Annotated in this window: 15 protein-coding genes; 10 read left to right on the top strand and 5 right to left on the bottom strand. The window is 68.1% G+C overall.

What is annotated here, in order from left to right; genetic code table 11:
• Positions 1-17: 17 nt before the first annotated feature.
• Positions 18-845, top strand: coding sequence for an enoyl-CoA hydratase/isomerase family protein (locus tag ACZ5YA_RS31300; RefSeq protein WP_464091691.1), 828 nt, complete (start codon positions 18-20; stop codon positions 843-845).
• A gap of 42 nt (positions 846-887) precedes the next feature.
• Here the strand turns inward: ACZ5YA_RS31300 and ACZ5YA_RS31295 are convergent, their stop codons facing one another.
• Complete coding sequence (locus ACZ5YA_RS31295) at positions 888-1784, bottom strand: LysR family transcriptional regulator (RefSeq protein ID WP_118933423.1); 897 nt, start codon at positions 1782-1784, stop codon at positions 888-890.
• 118 nt (positions 1785-1902) lie between these two features.
• Here ACZ5YA_RS31295 and ACZ5YA_RS31290 point away from each other — a divergent pair, with 118 nt between their 5' ends.
• From ACZ5YA_RS31290 to ACZ5YA_RS31255, 8 genes are all read left to right on the top strand, one after another.
• Positions 1903-3516, top strand: a complete 1614-nt coding sequence (locus tag ACZ5YA_RS31290) for an FAD-dependent monooxygenase (RefSeq protein ID WP_464091690.1) — start codon at positions 1903-1905, stop codon at positions 3514-3516.
• 89 nt (positions 3517-3605) lie between these two features.
• A complete protein-coding gene (locus tag ACZ5YA_RS31285; protein ID WP_059374563.1) occupies positions 3606-4931 on the top strand; it encodes an MFS transporter in 1326 nt (441 codons plus the stop codon).
• Between the two features lie 30 nt (positions 4932-4961).
• Positions 4962-5666 (top strand): SDR family NAD(P)-dependent oxidoreductase, encoded by a 705-nt coding sequence (locus ACZ5YA_RS31280; protein WP_464091689.1) that lies wholly within the window; start codon positions 4962-4964, stop codon positions 5664-5666.
• Positions 5667-5812: 146 nt separating this feature from the next.
• Entirely contained in the window at positions 5813-6967 is a 1155-nt protein-coding gene (gene wecB / locus ACZ5YA_RS31275) for a non-hydrolyzing UDP-N-acetylglucosamine 2-epimerase (RefSeq protein ID WP_251877292.1), read from the top strand.
• A gap of 31 nt (positions 6968-6998) precedes the next feature.
• Positions 6999-9212, top strand: a complete 2214-nt coding sequence (locus ACZ5YA_RS31270) for a cellulose biosynthesis cyclic di-GMP-binding regulatory protein BcsB (RefSeq protein WP_280016334.1) — start codon at positions 6999-7001, stop codon at positions 9210-9212.
• Positions 9213-9224: 12 nt separating this feature from the next.
• Positions 9225-10928, top strand: coding sequence for a glycosyl transferase family protein (locus ACZ5YA_RS31265; protein WP_059374572.1), 1704 nt, complete (start codon positions 9225-9227; stop codon positions 10926-10928).
• A complete protein-coding gene (locus ACZ5YA_RS31260) occupies positions 10925-13255 on the top strand; it encodes an NfrA family protein (RefSeq protein WP_464091688.1) in 2331 nt (776 codons plus the stop codon). The genes ACZ5YA_RS31265 and ACZ5YA_RS31260 overlap by 4 nt, the downstream gene beginning before the upstream one ends.
• A gap of 135 nt (positions 13256-13390) precedes the next feature.
• Positions 13391-13741: a hypothetical protein gene (locus ACZ5YA_RS31255; RefSeq protein WP_059374579.1), complete on the top strand. Its 351-nt coding sequence runs from the start codon at positions 13391-13393 to the stop codon at positions 13739-13741.
• A gap of 30 nt (positions 13742-13771) precedes the next feature.
• Here the strand turns inward: ACZ5YA_RS31255 and ACZ5YA_RS31250 are convergent, their stop codons facing one another.
• The 4 genes from ACZ5YA_RS31250 to ACZ5YA_RS31235 form a co-directional block, all read right to left on the bottom strand.
• Positions 13772-14752, bottom strand: coding sequence for a DUF4434 domain-containing protein (locus tag ACZ5YA_RS31250; RefSeq protein WP_118934230.1), 981 nt, complete (start codon positions 14750-14752; stop codon positions 13772-13774).
• 20 nt (positions 14753-14772) lie between these two features.
• Positions 14773-15189, bottom strand: a complete 417-nt coding sequence (locus ACZ5YA_RS31245; RefSeq protein ID WP_054450829.1) for a YidB family protein — start codon at positions 15187-15189, stop codon at positions 14773-14775.
• Between the two features lie 111 nt (positions 15190-15300).
• Positions 15301-16545, bottom strand: a complete 1245-nt coding sequence (locus ACZ5YA_RS31240; protein WP_464091687.1) for a lytic murein transglycosylase — start codon at positions 16543-16545, stop codon at positions 15301-15303.
• A gap of 9 nt (positions 16546-16554) precedes the next feature.
• On the bottom strand, positions 16555-17376 hold the full coding sequence (locus ACZ5YA_RS31235; RefSeq protein ID WP_251877306.1) for a ferritin-like domain-containing protein: 822 nt from the start codon (positions 17374-17376) through the stop codon (positions 16555-16557).
• Positions 17377-17475: 99 nt separating this feature from the next.
• Between ACZ5YA_RS31235 and ACZ5YA_RS31230 the strand changes: the two genes are divergently transcribed.
• Positions 17476-18612 (top strand): GNAT family N-acetyltransferase, encoded by a 1137-nt coding sequence (locus tag ACZ5YA_RS31230; protein ID WP_464091686.1) that lies wholly within the window; start codon positions 17476-17478, stop codon positions 18610-18612.
• The last annotated feature ends 1 nt before the right edge of the window (position 18613 follow it).

Below are 18613 nucleotides of genomic sequence, written 5' to 3'. Positions count from 1 at the left end.
CATCATGGAAGGCAGACATGGAGACCGATCCGATGCAAGTCATCTCTAGCGAGTTCAAGACCCTGCTCTATGCCGTGGAAGGCGGAGTCGCCACCATCACGCTGAACCGCCCCGCCCAGCGCAACGCGCTGGACATGGTCATGCGCGAAGAGCTGGCCCATCTGGTGGGCGAAATCAGACGCGACCGCGGCGTGCGCGTCGTGATCCTGGCCGGCGCCGGCGGCGCCTTCTGCTCGGGCGGCGACATCTCCACCATGGGCTCCGGCGGCTCCGCCGAAGAGGCGCGCGAACGCATGGCCAGCCTGCTCCTGACGATTGAAGGCCTGATCACGCTGGACCGGCCGGTGATCGCCGCGGTCGACGGCCCGGCCTATGGCGCCGGACTGGGCCTGGCCCTGACCGCCGACCTGATCCTGGCCTCGCCGCGGGCACGATTCTGCCTGTCCTTCCTGCGGCTGGGGGCCATCCCCGATTGCGCCACCATGTATACCCTGCCGCGCATGGTGGGATTGCAGCGCGCCAAGGAACTGGCCTTCTCCACCCGCGAGTTCGGCGCGCAGGAGGCCCGCGACATGGGCATCGTGTTCGAGATCCAACCGCAGGAGACCATCCACGAACGTGCGCGGCAGATCGCGCTGTCCATGGCCGAACTGCCCATGGCGGCGCTGGCGATCACCAAGCGCGGCTTCAATGCCTCGCTCAACAGCGACCTGAACGCGATGCTGGACCTGGAAGCCGCCGGCCAGGGGGTGGCCCGTTCCACCGACTATCACCGCGAGGCGGCGGGCCGATTTCTCGACAAGGTGGCGCAACGCTTCCAGTGGCCGGCGGCCGACGCCAGATAGGGCATATCGTTTTCTTCGAGCGCGGCGCCCGCCGCTCTGCTTCTAGCCCGGGGGGCGCGCACTTGCCCGCCGCGCCAGCGTGCAGTAGTACTCGGCCGCCGGCGTCAGCGGCAGGCCGGCGCGCTGCACGATGCATACCGGCGGCGCGGGCAGCGGTTCCTTGACGCGGATTTCCTGGAACACGCCTTGCAGCAGCGGATACCGCAACCATTGCACCGGCAGCATCATCAGCAGGTCGGAGTTGGTCAGGGCGGTGATGAAGGTCAGCGCGGACTGGGCCTTCAGGGCCAGGTGCGGCGGCGGCAGGCCATGCTTCTCGAATAGCGGACCCAGCTCTTCTTCGGCCTTGTGCGTGATGGAGGTGGTAATCCATTGCGCCCCGGCCAGGTCACGCAGGGAGCGGGCGCGCGCCAGCGGATGGCCCTTGCGGCCGATGATCACGCGCGTGTTGTCGAAGAGCTTTTCCACCTGTAGTTCGCCAGGCGTGCGCGTGGGCACTGGCCCGATATAGAAGTCCACGGTGCCGTCCAGCAGGGACGCTTCCACCAGCGGGTAGACCCCGTCGATGATTTCCAGATGGGTGTCCGGGTAGCGCGCCCGGAACTCGCGCAATACTTCGGCGAACAGTCCCAGATGCGGCGCCGTAGACATGCACAGCGTGACCCGTCCGCGGGATTCCCCGTTCAACTGGCCGATCTCGTCGCGCGCGCGCTGCAGCTCATGGCGTATGGCGTTGGCCCGCCTTAGGAACACGGCGCCCATGGGGGTCAGGCGCACGCCCTTGGCATGCCGTTCGAATAGCACGCACCCCAGCTCTTTCTCAAGTTCGCGGATGCTGCGCGAGATGGCCGGCTGCGGCGTGTCCAGATGCCGGGCCGCGGCCCTGACGCCGCCGCGTTCGGCCACGGCCAGGAAATCCCGCAGGGTGTTGAGCTTCATGCCAAGTGATTCAGATTTGATATCGATAAGCCAATTCTGCCATCTTTCAGCATCGGCGGCATAGGCCTAGGATGCGTCCAAAGCCTGCAAGGAAAGCAGGCAACCGAGGAGACCGAAGGTGGAGAAGCGAGCCTCGCCCCGCGTGCTGATCGTGGGCGCCGGACCGGCCGGACTGAGTCTGGCGATCGAACTGGGGCACAGGAAGATTCCGTGCCTGCTCATCGAGCGCAATGACCGCGTGGGATACGCGCCGCGCGCCAAGACGACCAATGTGCGCACACGCGAACACCTACGCCGCTGGGGCATCGCCGACCGCCTGCGCGCGGCATCGCCGCTGGGCGCCTACTACCCCTCCAACGTCGTGTTCTGCACCCGCCTGGCCGGCTTCGAGCTCGCGCGGCACGAGAACGCCATGTATTGCGCCCCCGGCCGCAATCCGCTGTACTCGGAACACGCGCAATGGATTCCCCAATACACCGTGGAAGAGGTCTTGCGTTCGCATGCGGCCTCCCTGCCCGGCGTGGAGATACGGTTCCGCTCCGAACTGCTGGACCTGACGCAGGATGCCGGCGGCGTGCGCGCCCGCTTGCGCGATCTGGCGCAAGGCCGCGACATCGAACTGGAAGTGGATTACCTGGTGGGAGCCGACGGCGCCCGCAGCCTGGTGCGGGACCTGATCGGCACGCGCATGGAAGGCAGCTACGGGCTGTCCCGCAACTACAACATCGTGTTCCGCGCCCCCGGACTGGCCCAGGCTCATCGGCACGGACCCGCCATCATGTACTGGCAGATCAACGGCGATGCGCCCAGCCTGATCGGCCCGATGGACAGCGGCGACACCTGGTTCTTCATGCCCACTCATGTGGACCCGCAGCGGCGCGCCAACGACATCGACGCGCGCGCCATGATCGCCCGCGCCACCGGCATCGACCTGCCTTACGAGGTGCTCAGCAGCGACGAATGGACCGCCAGCAAGCTGCTGGGCAACCGCTACCGCCAGGGGCGCGTCTTCCTGGTGGGCGACGCCTGCCATCTGCATCCGCCCTTCGGCGGCTATGGCATGAACATGGGGGTGGCCGACAGCGTGGACCTGGGCTGGAAGCTGGCCGCGGCGCTGCAAGGCTGGGGCGGCCCCGCCCTCATCGACAGCTATGAACGGGAACGCCGGCCCGTGCACCAATGGGTACTGGACGAAGCCGAACACAACCATTCGATTCTCGGCAATCATTTGCTGGCCGACCATCTTGAAGACGCCGGCGCCGCGGGCGAACAGGCCCGCCAGGAAGCCGGCGCGCGCATCTGCGCGGCCAAGATGCGCGAGTTCGCCACCCTAGGCGTGGTGCTGGGCTACCAATATGGGGACTCTCCCGTCATCGTGCCTGACGGCAGCCCCGAGCCGGCCCGGGACTTCATCAACTACACGCCGTCGTCCCGCCCGGGCGCCCTGGCCCCGCATGCCTGGCTGCACGACGGCAGCTCGCTGTACGACCATTTCGGTTCGGGCTTTACGCTGCTGGCCTTGCCCACGGCGGCCGCCCGCGACGTCGATGCCGCCGTATCCGCGGCGCGGGCCGCGGGCGTGCCCTTGACGCTGATCCGCCCGGACGAAGGCGGCGTCGCCAACCTCTACCCCGCCCCCCTCACCTTGATCAGACCCGATCAGCACGTCGCCTGGCGCGGCGCCGCCTGGCCGGATGCCGACCTGTACGCCCGAGTGACGGGGCGCACCTGAAACCACGACCGGCGGCGCGCTGCCCCGCGCCACCGCAATCCCAGTCTAGCGAGATCCGCCACCAAGGCGGACGACACAGGAGACCAACCATGATCCGCAATGAAGATCTGGCGCATGCCGAACAGGCTGTCGCCGGCTTTCGCAACCGCGTCCTGCCCTTGCTGTTCGCAGGATATCTGCTCAACTTCCTGGACCGCACCAACATCAGCTATGCGCAGCTGCAGATGGGCGCGGACCTGGGCATCTCCCTGGCGGCCTACGGCTTCGGCGCGGGACTGTTCTTCATCGGCTACGCCAGCGTGTGCGTGCCCGCCAACCTGGCGCTGCAACGCTTTGGCGTCAGGCGCTGGCTGGCCTGCATGTTCCTGGCCTGGGGCCTGGTCTCCTGCCTGATGGCCGCGCTGCACGGCGAAAAATCGTTCTACGCGCTGCGCTTCCTGCTGGGCGTGACGGAGGGCGGTTTCATCCCCGCCGTCAATTTCTACATCGCGTCCTGGATTCCGCCGCGCTACCGCAGCCGCATCAATTCGATCTTCATCATGGCGCTACCGCTGGCCATGATCTTCGGCGGGCCGCTGGCGGGCGCGCTGTTGAAGATCGACGTCGGCATGCCGGGCTGGCGCTGGCTGTTCCTCATCGAAGGCCTGCCCACGATGCTGCTGGGCCTGCTGATCCTACGCTACCTGCCCGGCACGCCACGGGAGGCCCATTGGCTCAGCGACGACCAGCGCCAGGGTTTGCGCGCCGTCATGGAACACGAGGCTCCCGCCCGCGCCGCCTCCCCCTCCGCTTCCTGGACGCACGGATTCGCCGTCTTCCGCCAGCCCATGCTGTGGGGCTTGCTGCTGATCTTGCTGGCCGCGTATGCCGCGACCTTTGCCCTGGCGTACTTTCTTCCCACCATCCTCAAGCAGCTGTATGGCATCACGCCGCTGGAAATCGGCGCGCTGCTGATGATCCCCAACGTCGTGGCGCTGGTGTTCAGCTACGTGGTCGGGCGCAGCAGCGAACGCACCGGCGACATCCGCTGGCACCTGGCGATCGTCTGCCTGGCGGGCGCGGGCGGCTTCCTGATGCTGCACGGCGCGGCGACGGTGTCCCTGGCGGCGTTCCTCGCCGTGGTATCCATCATCACCGGCTACACCATCGCGTACTACGGTCCGCTCAATGCCGCGGTGCAGAACTACATCGGCGCAAACGCCGGCCCCCTGGCGCTGGTGACGACCATTGGTTCGCTGGGAGGCTTCTTCGGCCCGACCTTGACCGGCGCGGTCATGCAGGCCAGCGGCGGCGAATGGGAACTCGCGGCCCAGGTGTTCGCCCTGGCGACGCTGGCGAGCGCGGGCCTGGCAATCCTGTGCGTGCGCAACCGGCGCGCGGCGCCAGCCGCGCAAGCCGCGGCCTCCGGCACCTGAAATCCACACAACCTACATAGCGAGTCAGACATGAGCACGAATACTCAAGCAAGGATCGCCGTCATCACCGGCGGCGCAAGCGGGATCGGCCAGGAATGCGCGCGGCAGTTGCGCGCCGAAGGCTGGCAGGTCGTGGTGTGGGACCGGACCGCCGCGGATGACGCCGTCGCCGTCGACGTTTCGGACTACGCCAGCGTGGCCCGCGCGGCGGCACAGCTGGACGGCGTAGACCTGCTGATCAACGCCGCCGGCATCGCCGGCAGCCGTGCCCCGGTTGCGGAGAAGGACCCGGCGGAATGGGCCCAGGTCCTGGCGGTGAACCTCAACGGCACCTTTTATTGCGCGCATGCCCTGTACCCGGCGCTGCGCGCCCGCGGCGGCGTCATCGTCAACATCGCATCGGTGGCCGGCATGGTCATGATGAAGGGCCGCGCCCACTACGCCGTGTCGAAGGCCGGCGTCGCGACGCTGACGCGGTCGCTGGCCAATGAATGGGCCGAAAACGGCATCCGCGTCATCGCGGTGGCGCCCGGCTACGTCAAGACGCCCTTGATCCAGCATTCCATCGACGCGGGCGAACTGGACGAGGCGCGGCTTGCGGCCATGCATCCGATGAACCGCCTGGCAACCACCCAGGAAATCGCGGCGTCGATCATCGCGTTGACCAGGCCGCCGTTCCTGTTCATGACCGGCTCGATCGTCACGATCGACGGCGGCATGACACTGGGTAAATAGTGCGGGGTATCGCGCGAAAGCAACAGATTGTCCCCAAATTTTCCAGCAACCCCCTTTCTATGAAATAAACCGTCACATATTACGATTACTTTCAATACATAATCTACGCAAGAAAATGCCACCGGCGTAGGGGGCCCGCTCTTGCGATGAAAGTCCTTTCCATATTCGGGACCCGTCCCGAAGCGATCAAGATGGCCCCCCTGGTGTCCGCGCTGCAAGCCGAACCCCGGATCCAGAGCGTCGTCTGCGTGACGGGCCAGCATCGCGAGATGCTGGATCAGGTGATGGCCCTGTTCGACCTGCGGGCGCAGCACGACCTGGACATCATGGTGCCCAACCAGACGCTCAACGGCCTGTTCGCACGGCTGATCAGCCGGGTGGACAGCGTGCTGGAGGCGGAGCAGCCCGATTGCGTGCTGGTCCACGGCGACACCAGCACCGCATCGGCCTGCGCGCTGGCCTCCTTCCACCGCCGCGCCCGCATCGGCCACGTCGAAGCCGGCCTGCGCACCGGCGATCTGGCCAAGCCCTTCCCCGAGGAAATGAACCGCCGCGTGGTCGACGCGGTGGGCGACTGGCTGTTCGCGCCCACTGCGCAATCGCGCGCCAACCTGCTGCGCGAAAACCTGTCGGGACGCATCACGGTCACGGGAAATACCGTCATCGACGCGCTGGCCCTGACCTGCGCCAAGCTCGCGCCCGAAGGCGCGCTCGCGCAGCAATTGGCGGCGCGCTACGGCTGGCTGGATCCGCAGCGCCGCCTGCTGCTGGTCACCGGGCACCGGCGCGAGAGCTTCGGCGAGGGCTTCCGGAACATCTGCGCCGCCCTGGCCGAACTGGCGCGGCGCGAGGACCTGCAGATCGTCTACCCCGTGCACCTGAATCCGCAGGTGCGCAACGTGGTGATGGCGCAGCTGGACGGCCTGTCGCGCGTACATCTGATCGCCCCGCTGGATTACCTGGACTTCGTCTGGTTCATGCAGCGCGCCTACCTGATCCTGACCGACTCGGGCGGAGTGCAGGAAGAAGCGCCCTACCTGGGCAAGCCGGTGCTGGTGATGCGCGACGTCACCGAACGCCCGGAAGCCGTGCAGGCCGGCACGGTGACGCTGGTCGGCACCGATACGCAGCGCATCCTGGCCGAAGTGAACCGCCTGCTCGACAACCCGGAACTGCACGCCTCGTTCTCACGCCGCATCAATCCCTATGGCGACGGCCTCGCCAGCCAACGCATCGTCGACGCGCTTTGCGGCCGCGCCGTATCCGAGTTTGCGCCTCAAGCACCGGCCGCGGCCCGTTAGCCGCCCCACGCCCCTCACCACCGGAGCCCTCATGCCCCATGCCCCGCACTCCCCCGCCGCCCGCACCCTCTGCCGCGCCCTGATCGCCGCCGGGTTGCTGCTCCCCTTGGGAGCGATGGCCAGTCCCGCGGGCGACGCCTTGCGGCGCTTGCTGGGCGACGACTGGGTCACGCGCGACACCAGCCTGGAAGACCTGGGCATCCGCGAACCGGTGGTGCTGAGCAACAGCGACGCGCGCCAAGAGTTCTACCTGCCGGTGCCGCGCGGCGTGCCGATAGCCGACGCCACGCTGGACTTCGACGCGCGCTACATCAAGGGCGAACCGGGCCGCGCCAGCATGGTGCTGTGGGTGGACGGCGTGCCGCAGACGGCGCAGCGCATCGCCGACGGCGAGGGCTCGGCCACGCGCAAGCTGAGCGTGGAGCAACGCGTGCGCGACACCGGCTTCGTGCGGCTGGCGGTGGACTGGCAATCGGAGATCGCGCAGCGCCAGTGCGAAAGCAACCGCGCCACCGCCAACGCCTTGATGGTGTCGCCGCGCACGCGCCTGAGCTACCGCTACGACGCATCGGCCATCGGCAGCCTGGACGAAGCCTGGAGCACCCTGCCCGGCAAGCCCGTGCTGATGGTGGCGGGCGCCAAGCTCGACCAGCAGGCCTTCGACAGCGCATGGCGCATGGGCGTGGCGATGGAGCGCAGCGGCAAGCGGGTTGCGGTTCGCGCCTTCCCGGCAGTCGGCGACGAGATCGACACCCGCGGCCTGCAGGCTCCAAACGGACTGGGGCAGGTGCCGGCTTTCGCAGCCCTGGCGGCCAGTGACAAGCACAAGCTGGGCAACGCCGCGGAGATCGGCGCGCTGCTGGTCATGGGCGCCCCCGCCGTGAGCGGCGACGTGGTGATCGCCGACGCCGCGCTGCGCGCCCGCTACAACGAGGCGCTGGACGCCTTGCAGGCGCAATTGGCGCAGGACGCCGACGCCGCGGAGGCCTTCAAGGCCTGGCGCCAGCGGCGCATGCCCCTGGCCGGCCAGGACCTGCCCTCCAAGGAGATCCGCCTCGCGCCGCTGGGCCGGCAGGCGGTCATCGCCGTGGCCGCCGATGCCGGCGCGCAGGGCGCGGGCGCCTTCGACACGGCTTGGCGCCGCATCCTGGTCACGCGCCAGGCTCAGGTCAAGACGGCCGAACCGCCGCAAGCCTCGGGCGAAGACGGCATGCGCCTGACCGCGCTGGGCGGATCGTCCGCCAGCTTCGACGTGGTCGCGCGCGGCGACTGGAACGCCACGTTCGCGCTGGCCGCGGTGTCGGCGGACGGAAGCATGCCGGACGAACTGGTCATGGACCTGGCCGCCGCGCCGGGCGCCTCCGCCACCCGCCCGGTCGCCTCGGTGTTCTGGAACGGCATCCTGCTGGCCGCCAAGCAGATGGACGCCGACGGCCATCCCGAACGCCTGACGGCACGCGTGCCCGGCTACGCCTTGGGCCTCACCAACGCGGTGCGCGTCACGTTCCAGCGCCAGCCGGTATCGGTCGATTGCAACGAAATCCCGCAAGGCTATCCCGTCAACGTGCTGCCCACCAGCTACGTGAAGCCGGGCCGCGCGCAGCCGGACGGCACCTTCGTGGGACTGCTGCCGCTGTTGGCGGGCAGTCCCCAGCTGCTGATCCCCGACGGCTATCTGGCCGACGCGCCGGCCAGCCTGCAGCGCGTCATCGGCATCGCCACGGCCAGCGGCCTGTCCGCCACGCGCGCGGCGCTGTCGCTCACGCCTGCGGGCCAGGCGGCCAAGCCCGGCGGCCCCTTCGTGGCGATGGAAGTCGCGGTGGATGGCGCCAAACCCATGGTCAAGGTCACGGACCGCAAGCAGCTGACGGTGGACGGCAAGAACGCGCCCTGGCTCGACATTTCCGGCCTGGACAACCTGAGCACGGCCGAAGTGGTGCGCGCGGGCGGCCAGGACGGCCTGCTGTGGCACACGCTGGGCCAAAATCCGGTGATGCCGCAGGCGCCCTTCGTGCTGAACCGCGGCAACATCGCCATCATCGGCGCGGCGGGACCGCTGGCCTGGATCGACAGCGCCAATCCCGCGGCGGGCCAGCCGCCGGGGGCGGGCGCAAGCGCCTTCTTCGAATGGCGCAACTACCTGTCGTGGAGCGTCCCGGCGATGAGCGTGGGCCTGCTGGTCCTGCTCCTGATCCTGATCGCCGCATTGCGCGTCACCCGCAGGAAGAACAAGGACAGCAAGTAACCCGGAGGCGCCATGTCCTCGCTTTACTGGCCCTACCTCATCGCCGACTACTACCGCGGCCTGGAGATCGTGACGGCGGTGGTCGGCGTCATCATCCTGCTGTCCAGCCTGGACGACCTGTTCATCGACGGCTGGTTCTGGCTGCGCGAACTGCGCCGCGGGCTGACGGTCAAGCGCCAGTATGCGCCGCTGAGCGCGGAGCAGCTGCGCGCCAAGCGGGAACAGCCGCTGGCGATCATGGTGCCGGCCTGGCTGGAGTATGACGTGATCGCGCCCATGCTGGAAAACATGGTGTCGACGCTGGAATACAAGAACTACATGATCTTCGCGGGCACCTACCAGAACGACGAGCGCACCATCAAGGAAGTGGAACGCATGCGGCGGCGCTACCGCCAACTGATACGGGTGGAAGTGCCGCACGACGGACCGACCTGCAAGGCCGACTGCCTGAACTGGATCGTGCAGGCCATCTTCGCGCAGAACGCCCAGCAGCCCGAACCCTTCGCCGGCGTGATCCTGCACGACAGCGAAGACGTGCTGCACCCGCTGGAACTCAAGTACTACAACTACCTGCTGCCGCGCATCGATTTCATCCAGTTGCCGGTCACGTCGCTGGAGCGGGAGTGGCACGAACTGGTCGCCGGCACCTACATGGACGAGTTCGCCGAATGGCACACCAAGGACCTGGTGGTGCGCGAAAGCCTGTCCAAGATGGTGCCGTCCGCCGGCGTCGGCACCTGCTTCTCGCGCCACGCGCTGGAGGTGCTGGCGGCAGAGACCAACAACCAGCCTTTCAATACCGACACGCTGACCGAGGATTACGACATCGGCGCGCGCCTGGCCCAGCGCGGCATGCGCCAGATCTTCGGCAAATTCGAGGTCGAGTACGTGACGCGCCGCCGTTCCTGGTTCGGCCTGGGGCGGGAGAAGATCTCCGCCATCAAGATGCCGCTGGGCGTGCGCGAGTACTTCCCCAACACCTTCCGCACCGCTTACCGGCAGAAGGCCCGCTGGACGCTGGGCATCGGCCTGCAAGGCTGGCAGCAGGTGGGATGGACCGGGTCGCTGGCCACCAAGTACCTGCTGTTCCGCGACCGCAAGGGACTGTTCACATCCTTCATCGCGATACTGGCCTATCTGTTGCTGGCCAACTTCTTTCTCTTCTATCTGGCCGACCGCTTTGGCTGGTGGAAGGTCTACTACCCCTCCTATTTCCGTCCGGGCGGCTGGCTGGTGACGCTGATGTGGCTGAACGCGGGGGCCCTGCTGCTGCGCGTGGTGCAACGCGCGTACTTCGTCGGCCGCATGTACGGCTGGGAGCATGCGCTGCTGTCCATGCCGCGCATGATCGTCGGCAACTTCATCAACGCCATGGCGGCGGCGCGGGCTTGGCGCCTGTTCATCGGCCATCTGATCACGGGCAAGCGGCTGGCCTGGGACAAGACCATGCATGACTTCCCCTCCACCGACCAGTTGGCGCAGCAACGCCAGCGCCTGGGCGACCTGCTGCTGTCCTGGCAGGCCATCGATCACCAGATGCTGGAGCAGGCGCTGGAGATCCAGGCGCGCGAGAAGCGGCCGCTGGGCGAAATCCTGATGGAACGGGGCTGGCTCGACGAAAAGACGCTGCACGAAGCGCTCTCGTTCCAGCAAGGCGCCCCGACGCAGACCGAACACCCCGCGGACCCGCTATCGCACAGGCCCACACCTCCATGACCGTCATTTCCCGTACGCTGGCTTTCAGCGCCCTGCTGTGCGTGGCCGCAGTCCCTCAAGCGGCCGCGCAACCCGCCGCCGCAGCCGAACGTCCGCTGGAAGGCGACGCCTACCAACTCGCCGACCAGGCCTACAAGCAGTACGACGCCGGCCATTACGAAACCGCCCAGATCATGGCGGAGAACGCCATCCGCCTGCGGCCCGACGTGGCCCGCCTGCGGCTGCTGCTGGTGTACGCCCTGGAAAAGCAGGGCAAGCGCCAAGAGGCCGCGCGCGCGGCCGATGCGGCGATCGCCGACGGCCTGGGCACGCCCGAACTGCGCCAGGCCAAGGCCAACCTGCAACGTCCGCCCGCGGTAGCCGCCACGCCCGCGCAGCCTGCGGCGCAAACGCCTGCGCAAGCTTCCGGGCAGGCGCCTGTACAAACCCTCGCCCCTGCCCGCAAATCCGCGCCGCAAACCCCTTACCAGCGCGCCTATCCCGTGGCGGCGCGCGCCTATGCGGACTATGGCCGACAGGACTACGCAGCGGCGGCGGCAGGCGCCGAACGCGCCTTCCGCGCCGTGCCCAGGCAAGGCGAATGGGCCTTGCTGTGGGTGGAATCGCTGGGCGCGCAACAGCGCTATGAAGCCGCCAGCCAGGCCGTGGACACGGCGCTGGCGCTGGGCGCGCCCAACAAGGTGGCGCTACAGGCCAGGCAACAGGCCTTTCAGAAGCAGATCGCCGCGAACCAGGCGCCCGCCGCGCCGGCTCCGGGCAGCGCGGCCGCCACGGGCGCCTATGCCGCCTACGACAAGGGCGCCTACCAGGAAGCCATCGCCCTGGCGCGCCAGGCCGTGGCGCAAGCGCCGGACAACGAAAGCTATGCCCAGCTGCTGACGACCGCGCTGGCCGCCGGCAACAAGGCGCAAGCCGCCGAGGCGGAAACCCGGCTGAGCGACGCCATCGCCCGCCAGCCGGACTCGGCCCAATTGTTGGCGCAGCGCGGCTACGCGCGCCAGCGCCTGGGCCAGCCCGCGGGCGCCGCGTCCGACTTCGCGGCCGCGCGCGCCACCGGCCAGGCGCCGCCGCGCCTGATCCTGGACCAGGCCTATGCGCAGTCCGCAATGGGCGACAACCGCGCCGCCACCGACTCGCTCAAGCAAGCCATCGACATGGACGATGCCGGCCAGCTGGGCCTTACGCCGCTTGAGCGCTACAACACGCGCAGCGGCGTCGCCGCCCTGTCGCGCGAATGGGGCGGCTCGTTCTCCGCGTCTTACCGCGGTGCGCGCCCCGCCAACTCCAGCATGGGCGGCGCCGCCATCAACACGCCAGGCGACGTGGTATTCAGCACTGCGGAAATCTTCTGGCGTCCGCCGCAGCTGAACAATCGCTGGGGCATGCTCGAAGCCTATGCGCGCAGCTCAAACACGCTGTACGACGGCGGCAGCACCTACGAGTCGCGCAGGAACGTGGATCCCTGCACCGGAGAAAGCACGCCGGACAACCGCTCGGCCGACGAACGCCTGCGCAACAGCAGCTCGGCCGCGGGCATCCCCAGCACCATCGGCGCGCTGGGCCTGCGCTACCTGCTGGCCGACACCGGCGTGACCTTCGGCATAGAACGGCGTTTCTTCCTGGGGTCGGCCACCCGCCAGGGCTACGCCTATCCGGAATCCAGCGCGGTGCAATGCGCGGCGCAGCAGGCCTTCCACAGCGCCTACCCCAACCTGCAGGACCAGAGCGCGGTCGCGCGCTACAAGCTCAACGGCAACGCGGGCGGATGGATGACCTACCTCACCTACGGCTACTACCATGGCCGCGAGCTGCGCGTGGACGTGCCGAGCTGGCTCACCATCGAAGGCTATGCGCAGGGCGGCTATCTCTGGGACGACAATAGCGCCAACTACACCGCCTACTCGGTGGACTCCAAGGGCCAGCGCCAGCAGGACCTGGGCAGTTCCTCGGGCCGCCTCAAGCGCGACCAGGCCTTCCTGTCCGGCGAGCTGCGCGTGGGCCGCAGCTTCCGCGCCACCAGCATCAGCGACAAGCTGGTGCTGTTTCCGTATGCGGTGGTCGGCGCGGACTGGCTGTGGCAAAAAAGCGTGGCCAAGCTGAACGACCTGCCCGGCTACGGCAACCAGTCGGTGGTCCTGTCCGACCATGGCACCTCCTGGTCGCTGGGCGTGGGACCCGGCTTCAACGTGCGCTATTGGTTCCGCGAAGACCACTACAACGCGCCGCGCTCCTATCTGGACTTCGGCGTCCAGTACCGCACCAGCCTGGGCGGCGGCGAGAGCGACCGCGCCAAGGGCTGGTTCATGAACATGACGCTGTCGTACTGAGCCGCTGATACACACGATTACATCGATTCATAAGCCTATAACAATGATTCGGGCATAGTGCTCCGCGCCACGCAGGCAGCGCGATCGCCAGGCGTGCAAACCCCATCCCTCACCGCGTTGGAGATTGAATTGCCGATGTTCAAACAAGCCCGTATCGCCCTGACGACCGTCGCCCTGACCCTGGCCAGCAGCGCCGCCCTTGCCCAGCAGACCATGCCGGGCCAGATGCCCAACCTGGCGGCCGTGAGCGGCCAGATGCATGCCGCCGCCGAATACTGCGGCGCCTACACGGCAGCGCAGCTCGAACAGATGAAGCAACAACAGAAGACCGCGACCAGCGCCCAGGGCATGTCCGCTGCGGACTTCGACGCCGCTTTTTCGAAGTCCTACAGCCAAGCCAAGGTGCAACTGGGCACGCTGAGCGCGGCCGACAAGGAAAAGACCTGCGCGCAGCTCAAGGCCATGGCCGCGGCGCAACCGCGCTGACCCTTCCCTTCCCGACCGCTAAACGGCCGCCTAGAGCGGCCATTCGCGCCGCAAGCGCTCGGCCTCGGGCGTAGGCCCGATCAGCCAGGGGTCCGCCGCAAAGGCGACCACGCTTTGCGCGCGGTAGCGCCGCGCGATGCGCAACTGCCGGCGCACGCGCGCCGCATCGGCGGAGCGGGCATTGAAGGTGGTGCCGTCCTGGCGTTCGGACGGCAGTTCCTCGAACAATTCGACGATCAGGTCGAATGGCGCGCGCCGCGCCAGCAGCATGCGATGCAGGGGCTCCAGCGCCTCATACGCCGCCATGCCGGACACGCCCACTCCGTCCTGGACCATGGGCCTCAGCTTGGCAACATCCAACAATCCGTTCCACAGGTCGGCCAGGCTCAGCGCTCCTGGCAATTTGCTGTGATAGGTGGAAATGGCGGGCGCGCGTCCCGTCTGTTGCGCAAGCGGATCGGACAGCTCGCGCAGCCATTGCGCCAACCGCGCCTGGCGGCCGGGCGCGGCCCAACTGTGCTGCTCGATCTCGTAGGGGATGTACCAGCCGCGAAACGCCGCCAACCCGGTCGCGTTCGACGCCCCCGCATAGGCCAGCGCCTGCGTCTGCGCGGCTTGCAGGAATTCGGCCAGCGCCGCGTCATCCGGATTGCCAAGCTGTCGCCACCAGCGCTCGTCGTAGGGCAGGCCCAGTTGCAGCCCCATGCCCAGGCGCTCGGCCTCGTCGAAGATCAGCGCCAGCGTGGGCGCGGGCAGTTGCCAGGGCTGCGCCCCGCCGCTGGCGCCTACCCACTGGATGATGATCTCGCGGAATCCCAGCGCATGCATGGCGGCGATGCGTTCGCGCCAGGCCTCTGGACTCAATTCCAGATGGCTGGGCCAAAGCTGCCAGAAGGTACTTTGCACCGACCAGGCCGGCGCGCAGGCGGGCAGGCTGGCGGCCAGCGCCGCCGCGCCCAGGCCCTGCAACAGACGCCGCCGGCCGGTGGAAGCAGGCGCAGAAGCCTGCATGGGCTGCCTGGCGATAGGACTTATCCTGCGCGGTTGCCGAAGATGCCGGACAAGGACGCCAGCAGGTCGGCCGGGTTGAATTGCTGTTCGCCCTGGACCTCGCCGTTGGGCGTCGCCTTGTCCACCAGCTGCGGCAGCAGCGAGGACAGCGAACCCAGCACGGAATCCGTGTCCTGGCCGGTCTTGGCGGCCAGTTCGTTGACGACGCCAGGGTCCAGCACGGAACCAAGCTGATCGGCGCTGACCGGCATGTTCTGGCCGGTGCCCACCCACGAGGCCACGATCTCGCTCAAGCCGCCCTTCTGGAAGCTGGCGATCAGGCCGGTCAGGCCGCCCGGGTACTTGTTCAGTTGCTCGATCAGCGCGGGCAGCAGCGAAGCCGAGCCCCCTTGCTGACCGCCGCCGGCCATCGAGGCCAAGGTATCCAATAGGCTCATCATCGTGCTCCTGAAAAAACGGAGATTCAGTATAGGCCCATGCCTGCCGCCCTGCCTGTCATCCGATGGATGACACCCGGCATCTTTACAAAGCTTATCGATTCCGACCCGTCAGTTGGCGGTTTTTCCTGCCTGCAGGGCCTGCAAGGACTTCAGGCCGGCGCGGCCGTCCGGCCGCAGGCCCAGTTCGCGCTGCACCGTCTGCAGGGCTTGCCGGGTACGGGCGCCGATCATGCCATCGGGTTCGCCGATCTCATAGCCCCGGGCAATCAGCAGCCGCTGCAATTCCCGCCGCTGCGCGCGCGACAGGCCCGGATCGTCGGTCGGCCAGGGCTGCGCCAGCGGACCGCCGCCGCGCAGTCTGTCGGACAGGTGGGCGATGGCCAGCGCATAGCTTTCCGCGGCGTTGTAGGAGTACAGGGCGTCGAAGTTGCGCGTGACCAGGAAGGCGGGACCTTTGCTGCCAGCCAGCAGCAGCAGGCCCGCCGGCGTGTCGCCCGCGGGCAGCGGCTGACCATCGGCGCGCGTCACGCCCCGCCCCGCCCAATACGACATGGCGCGCTTGTTCTTGCGGCCCGCGCCCGACGTATCCAGGCCCGCCGGCAGGCGGACTTCATAGCCCCATTGCAGCGCGCTGTTCCAGCCCGCCCGCTTCAGAAAGTTGGCCGTCGATGCCAGCGCGTCCGGCACGCTGTCGACCAGGTCGCGGCGGCCGTCGCCATCGAAGTCCACCGCCAGCCGCAAGTACGTCGAGGGCATGAACTGGGTCTGGCCGAAGGCGCCCGCCCAGGAGCCGGTCAGGCGTTCTGGCGCGATGTGCTCGTCCTGGATGATCTTCAGCGTGGCAAAGAACTCGCCGCGGAAATAGGCCTGGCGCCGGCCGAAGCAGGACAGCGTGGACAGCGACGTCAGCAGGGGCCGGCCGCCCAGCGTGCGGCCGTAGTTGCTTTCCACGCCCCACACCGCGGCTATGGTGGCCGCGTCCACGCCGTAGCGCGACGCGGCGCGGTCCAGGTCGGACTGCCAGCGCGCCATGCCGGCTTGGCCGTCGGCCACGCGCTCATCGTCGACCAGGGCCGCCATGTAGTCCCAGATGGGCGTCTTGAATTCCGGCTGGGCGTCCAGCAGATCCAGCACCGTCATGTCGGGCGCGAGCCCCGCCGTCTGGGTGTCGAAGGTAGCGCCCGACACGCCGGCCTTGAGCGCCGGGCCGCGCAATTGCGCGAGGCAGGCCGCGAACGCGTCGGCGGCCGATGCGGCAGGCGCCAGCGAAATGAGCGCGCCTCCCGTCAAGAAGATGGTCAGTGGACGCAAGCAGCGGGTCCGCAGCGCTTTGATGAAAGTGTCGGTGCTCATGTTTTCCAATCAACCGGCCTGCAGCGCGGCAAGCTCGGCGTCGTCGAATCCGGCGGCGCGGCGCGCCTCCAGGTTGAAGGGGCCGCGCAGCCGGGGCGCGTCGTAACGCTGCGCCAGTTCGGCATAGCAGGACACGGGATCCTTGCCCGCCTGCGCGCATAGCTGCTTGTACCAATGATTGCCGATGGCCACGTGGCCGATCTCGTCGGCCAGGATGATGTCGACGATGGCGGCGCTTTCCGCGTCGCCCGCTCCCGCCAGCTTGGCGCGGATCGCGGGAGAAGCGTCCAGGCCGCGCGCCTCCAGCGTGCGCGGCACCAGGGCCAGGCGGGCCAGCAGATCCTCTTGCGTGCGCTGCGCCATGTCCCACAGGCCGTTGTGGGCGGGGAAGTCGCCATAGGCGCACCCCATGGCGGCCAGGCGCTGCCTGAGCAGATCGAAGTGATAGGCCTCTTCGCGCGCCACGCGCAGCCAGTCGAGGTAGAAGGCTTGAGGCATGCCGGCAAAGCGCCACATGATGTCCAGCGCCAGGTTGATGGCATTGAATTCGATGTGCGCCAGCGCGTGCAGCAGCGCCGCGCGCCCTTCCTCGGTGGCCATGGAACGCTGCTTGACCTGGGCGGGAGCCACCAGCTCGGGCCGGGCAGGACGGCCCGGCAGTCCAGCCGTGGGCGTGTATGTCCGCTCGCAGTCCAGCGCCGCCTCATCCGACATGGCGCGCACTGCCGCCAGCTTGTCCTGCCAGGCCGTCGCGGCCAGGGCCGCCAGCGCCTGCCCGCGCAGGCAATCCTGGCGATGCCCGGCCGCGGCGGGCGTCGTGTTGCTATCCATATGCTTCTCTGTGCCGGGCGGCCTCGCGCCCACCCGAAATCCCTTGAAAGCGCCGTGGCCGCAGGCCGCGCGCATACACGGAGACTTTATCATTCACCCATGGATTCCCTGCGCCTGACCATAGAGACCGACCTGTCCCGCATCGACGCCCAGCAATGGGACGCGCTGGCAGGCGACCAGCCCTTTCTGCGCCATGCGTTCCTGCGCGCGCTGCACGAGACCGGCTGCGCCGCGCCTCAGACCGGATGGGCTCCGCATTACCTGGCGCTGTGGCGCGACGATGCGTTGGCCGCCGCTACGCCGCTGTACCTGAAATCCCATTCGCGCGGCGAGTATGTATTCGACTACGCCTGGGCCGACGCCTTCCAGCGCCACGGGCTGCGCTACTACCCCAAGCTGCTGTCGGCCATTCCGTTCACCCCGGTCACCGGTCCCAGGCTGCTGGCCGGCAACGATGAGGATCGCGCCACGCTGGTGCGCGGGCTGGTCGCCTTCGCCGAAGAGATCAAGGTGTCGTCGCTGCACCTGCTGTTCCCTGCCGAGGCCGACATGCGCGCGCTGCGCGAGGCCGGCTTCATGATCCGCGAAAGCGTGCAGTTCCACTGGACCAATCCGGGCTACGCGGACTTCGACGCCTTTCTGGCCACGATGAGCCACGACAAGCGCAAGAAGATCCGCCAGGATCGCAAGAAGGTCGCGGCCGCCGGGCTGTCGTACCGCTGGCTGCGCGGCGCGGAAATCGGCGAGACCGAGCTGGACTTCTTCTACGAATGCTATTGCCGCACCTACTTCAGCCATGGCAATCCGCCCTACCTGAACCACGAATTCTTCCGCCGCGCGTACCGCGAACAGCCCGAGGCCTTCGTGCTGATCCTGGCAGAGCGCGACGGCCAGCCGGTGGCCGCCGCGCTCAACCTGGCGGGCGGCGACGCGCTGTATGGGCGTTACTGGGGTGCGACCGAATACGTTCCGGGGCTGCACTTCGAGACCTGCTACATGCAGTCCATCGCCTATTGCATCGTCCACGGCATCGCGCGCTTCGAGGGCGGCGCGCAAGGCGAACACAAGATGGCGCGCGGGCTGCTGCCCACGCCCACCTGGTCGGCGCACTGGGTCGCGCATCCCGGCTTCGCGGACGCGATCCAGAACTTCCTGGACGAGGAAACCGCGGCGGTGACGGATTATCTGGGAGAGCTGGAAACGCACTCCCCGTTCAAGCGGCCGCGGGAAGGCTGAG

This window comes from Achromobacter sp. JCM 18799 (assembly GCF_055395645.1).
This window is presented reverse-complemented; position numbering and strand designations above follow the sequence as displayed.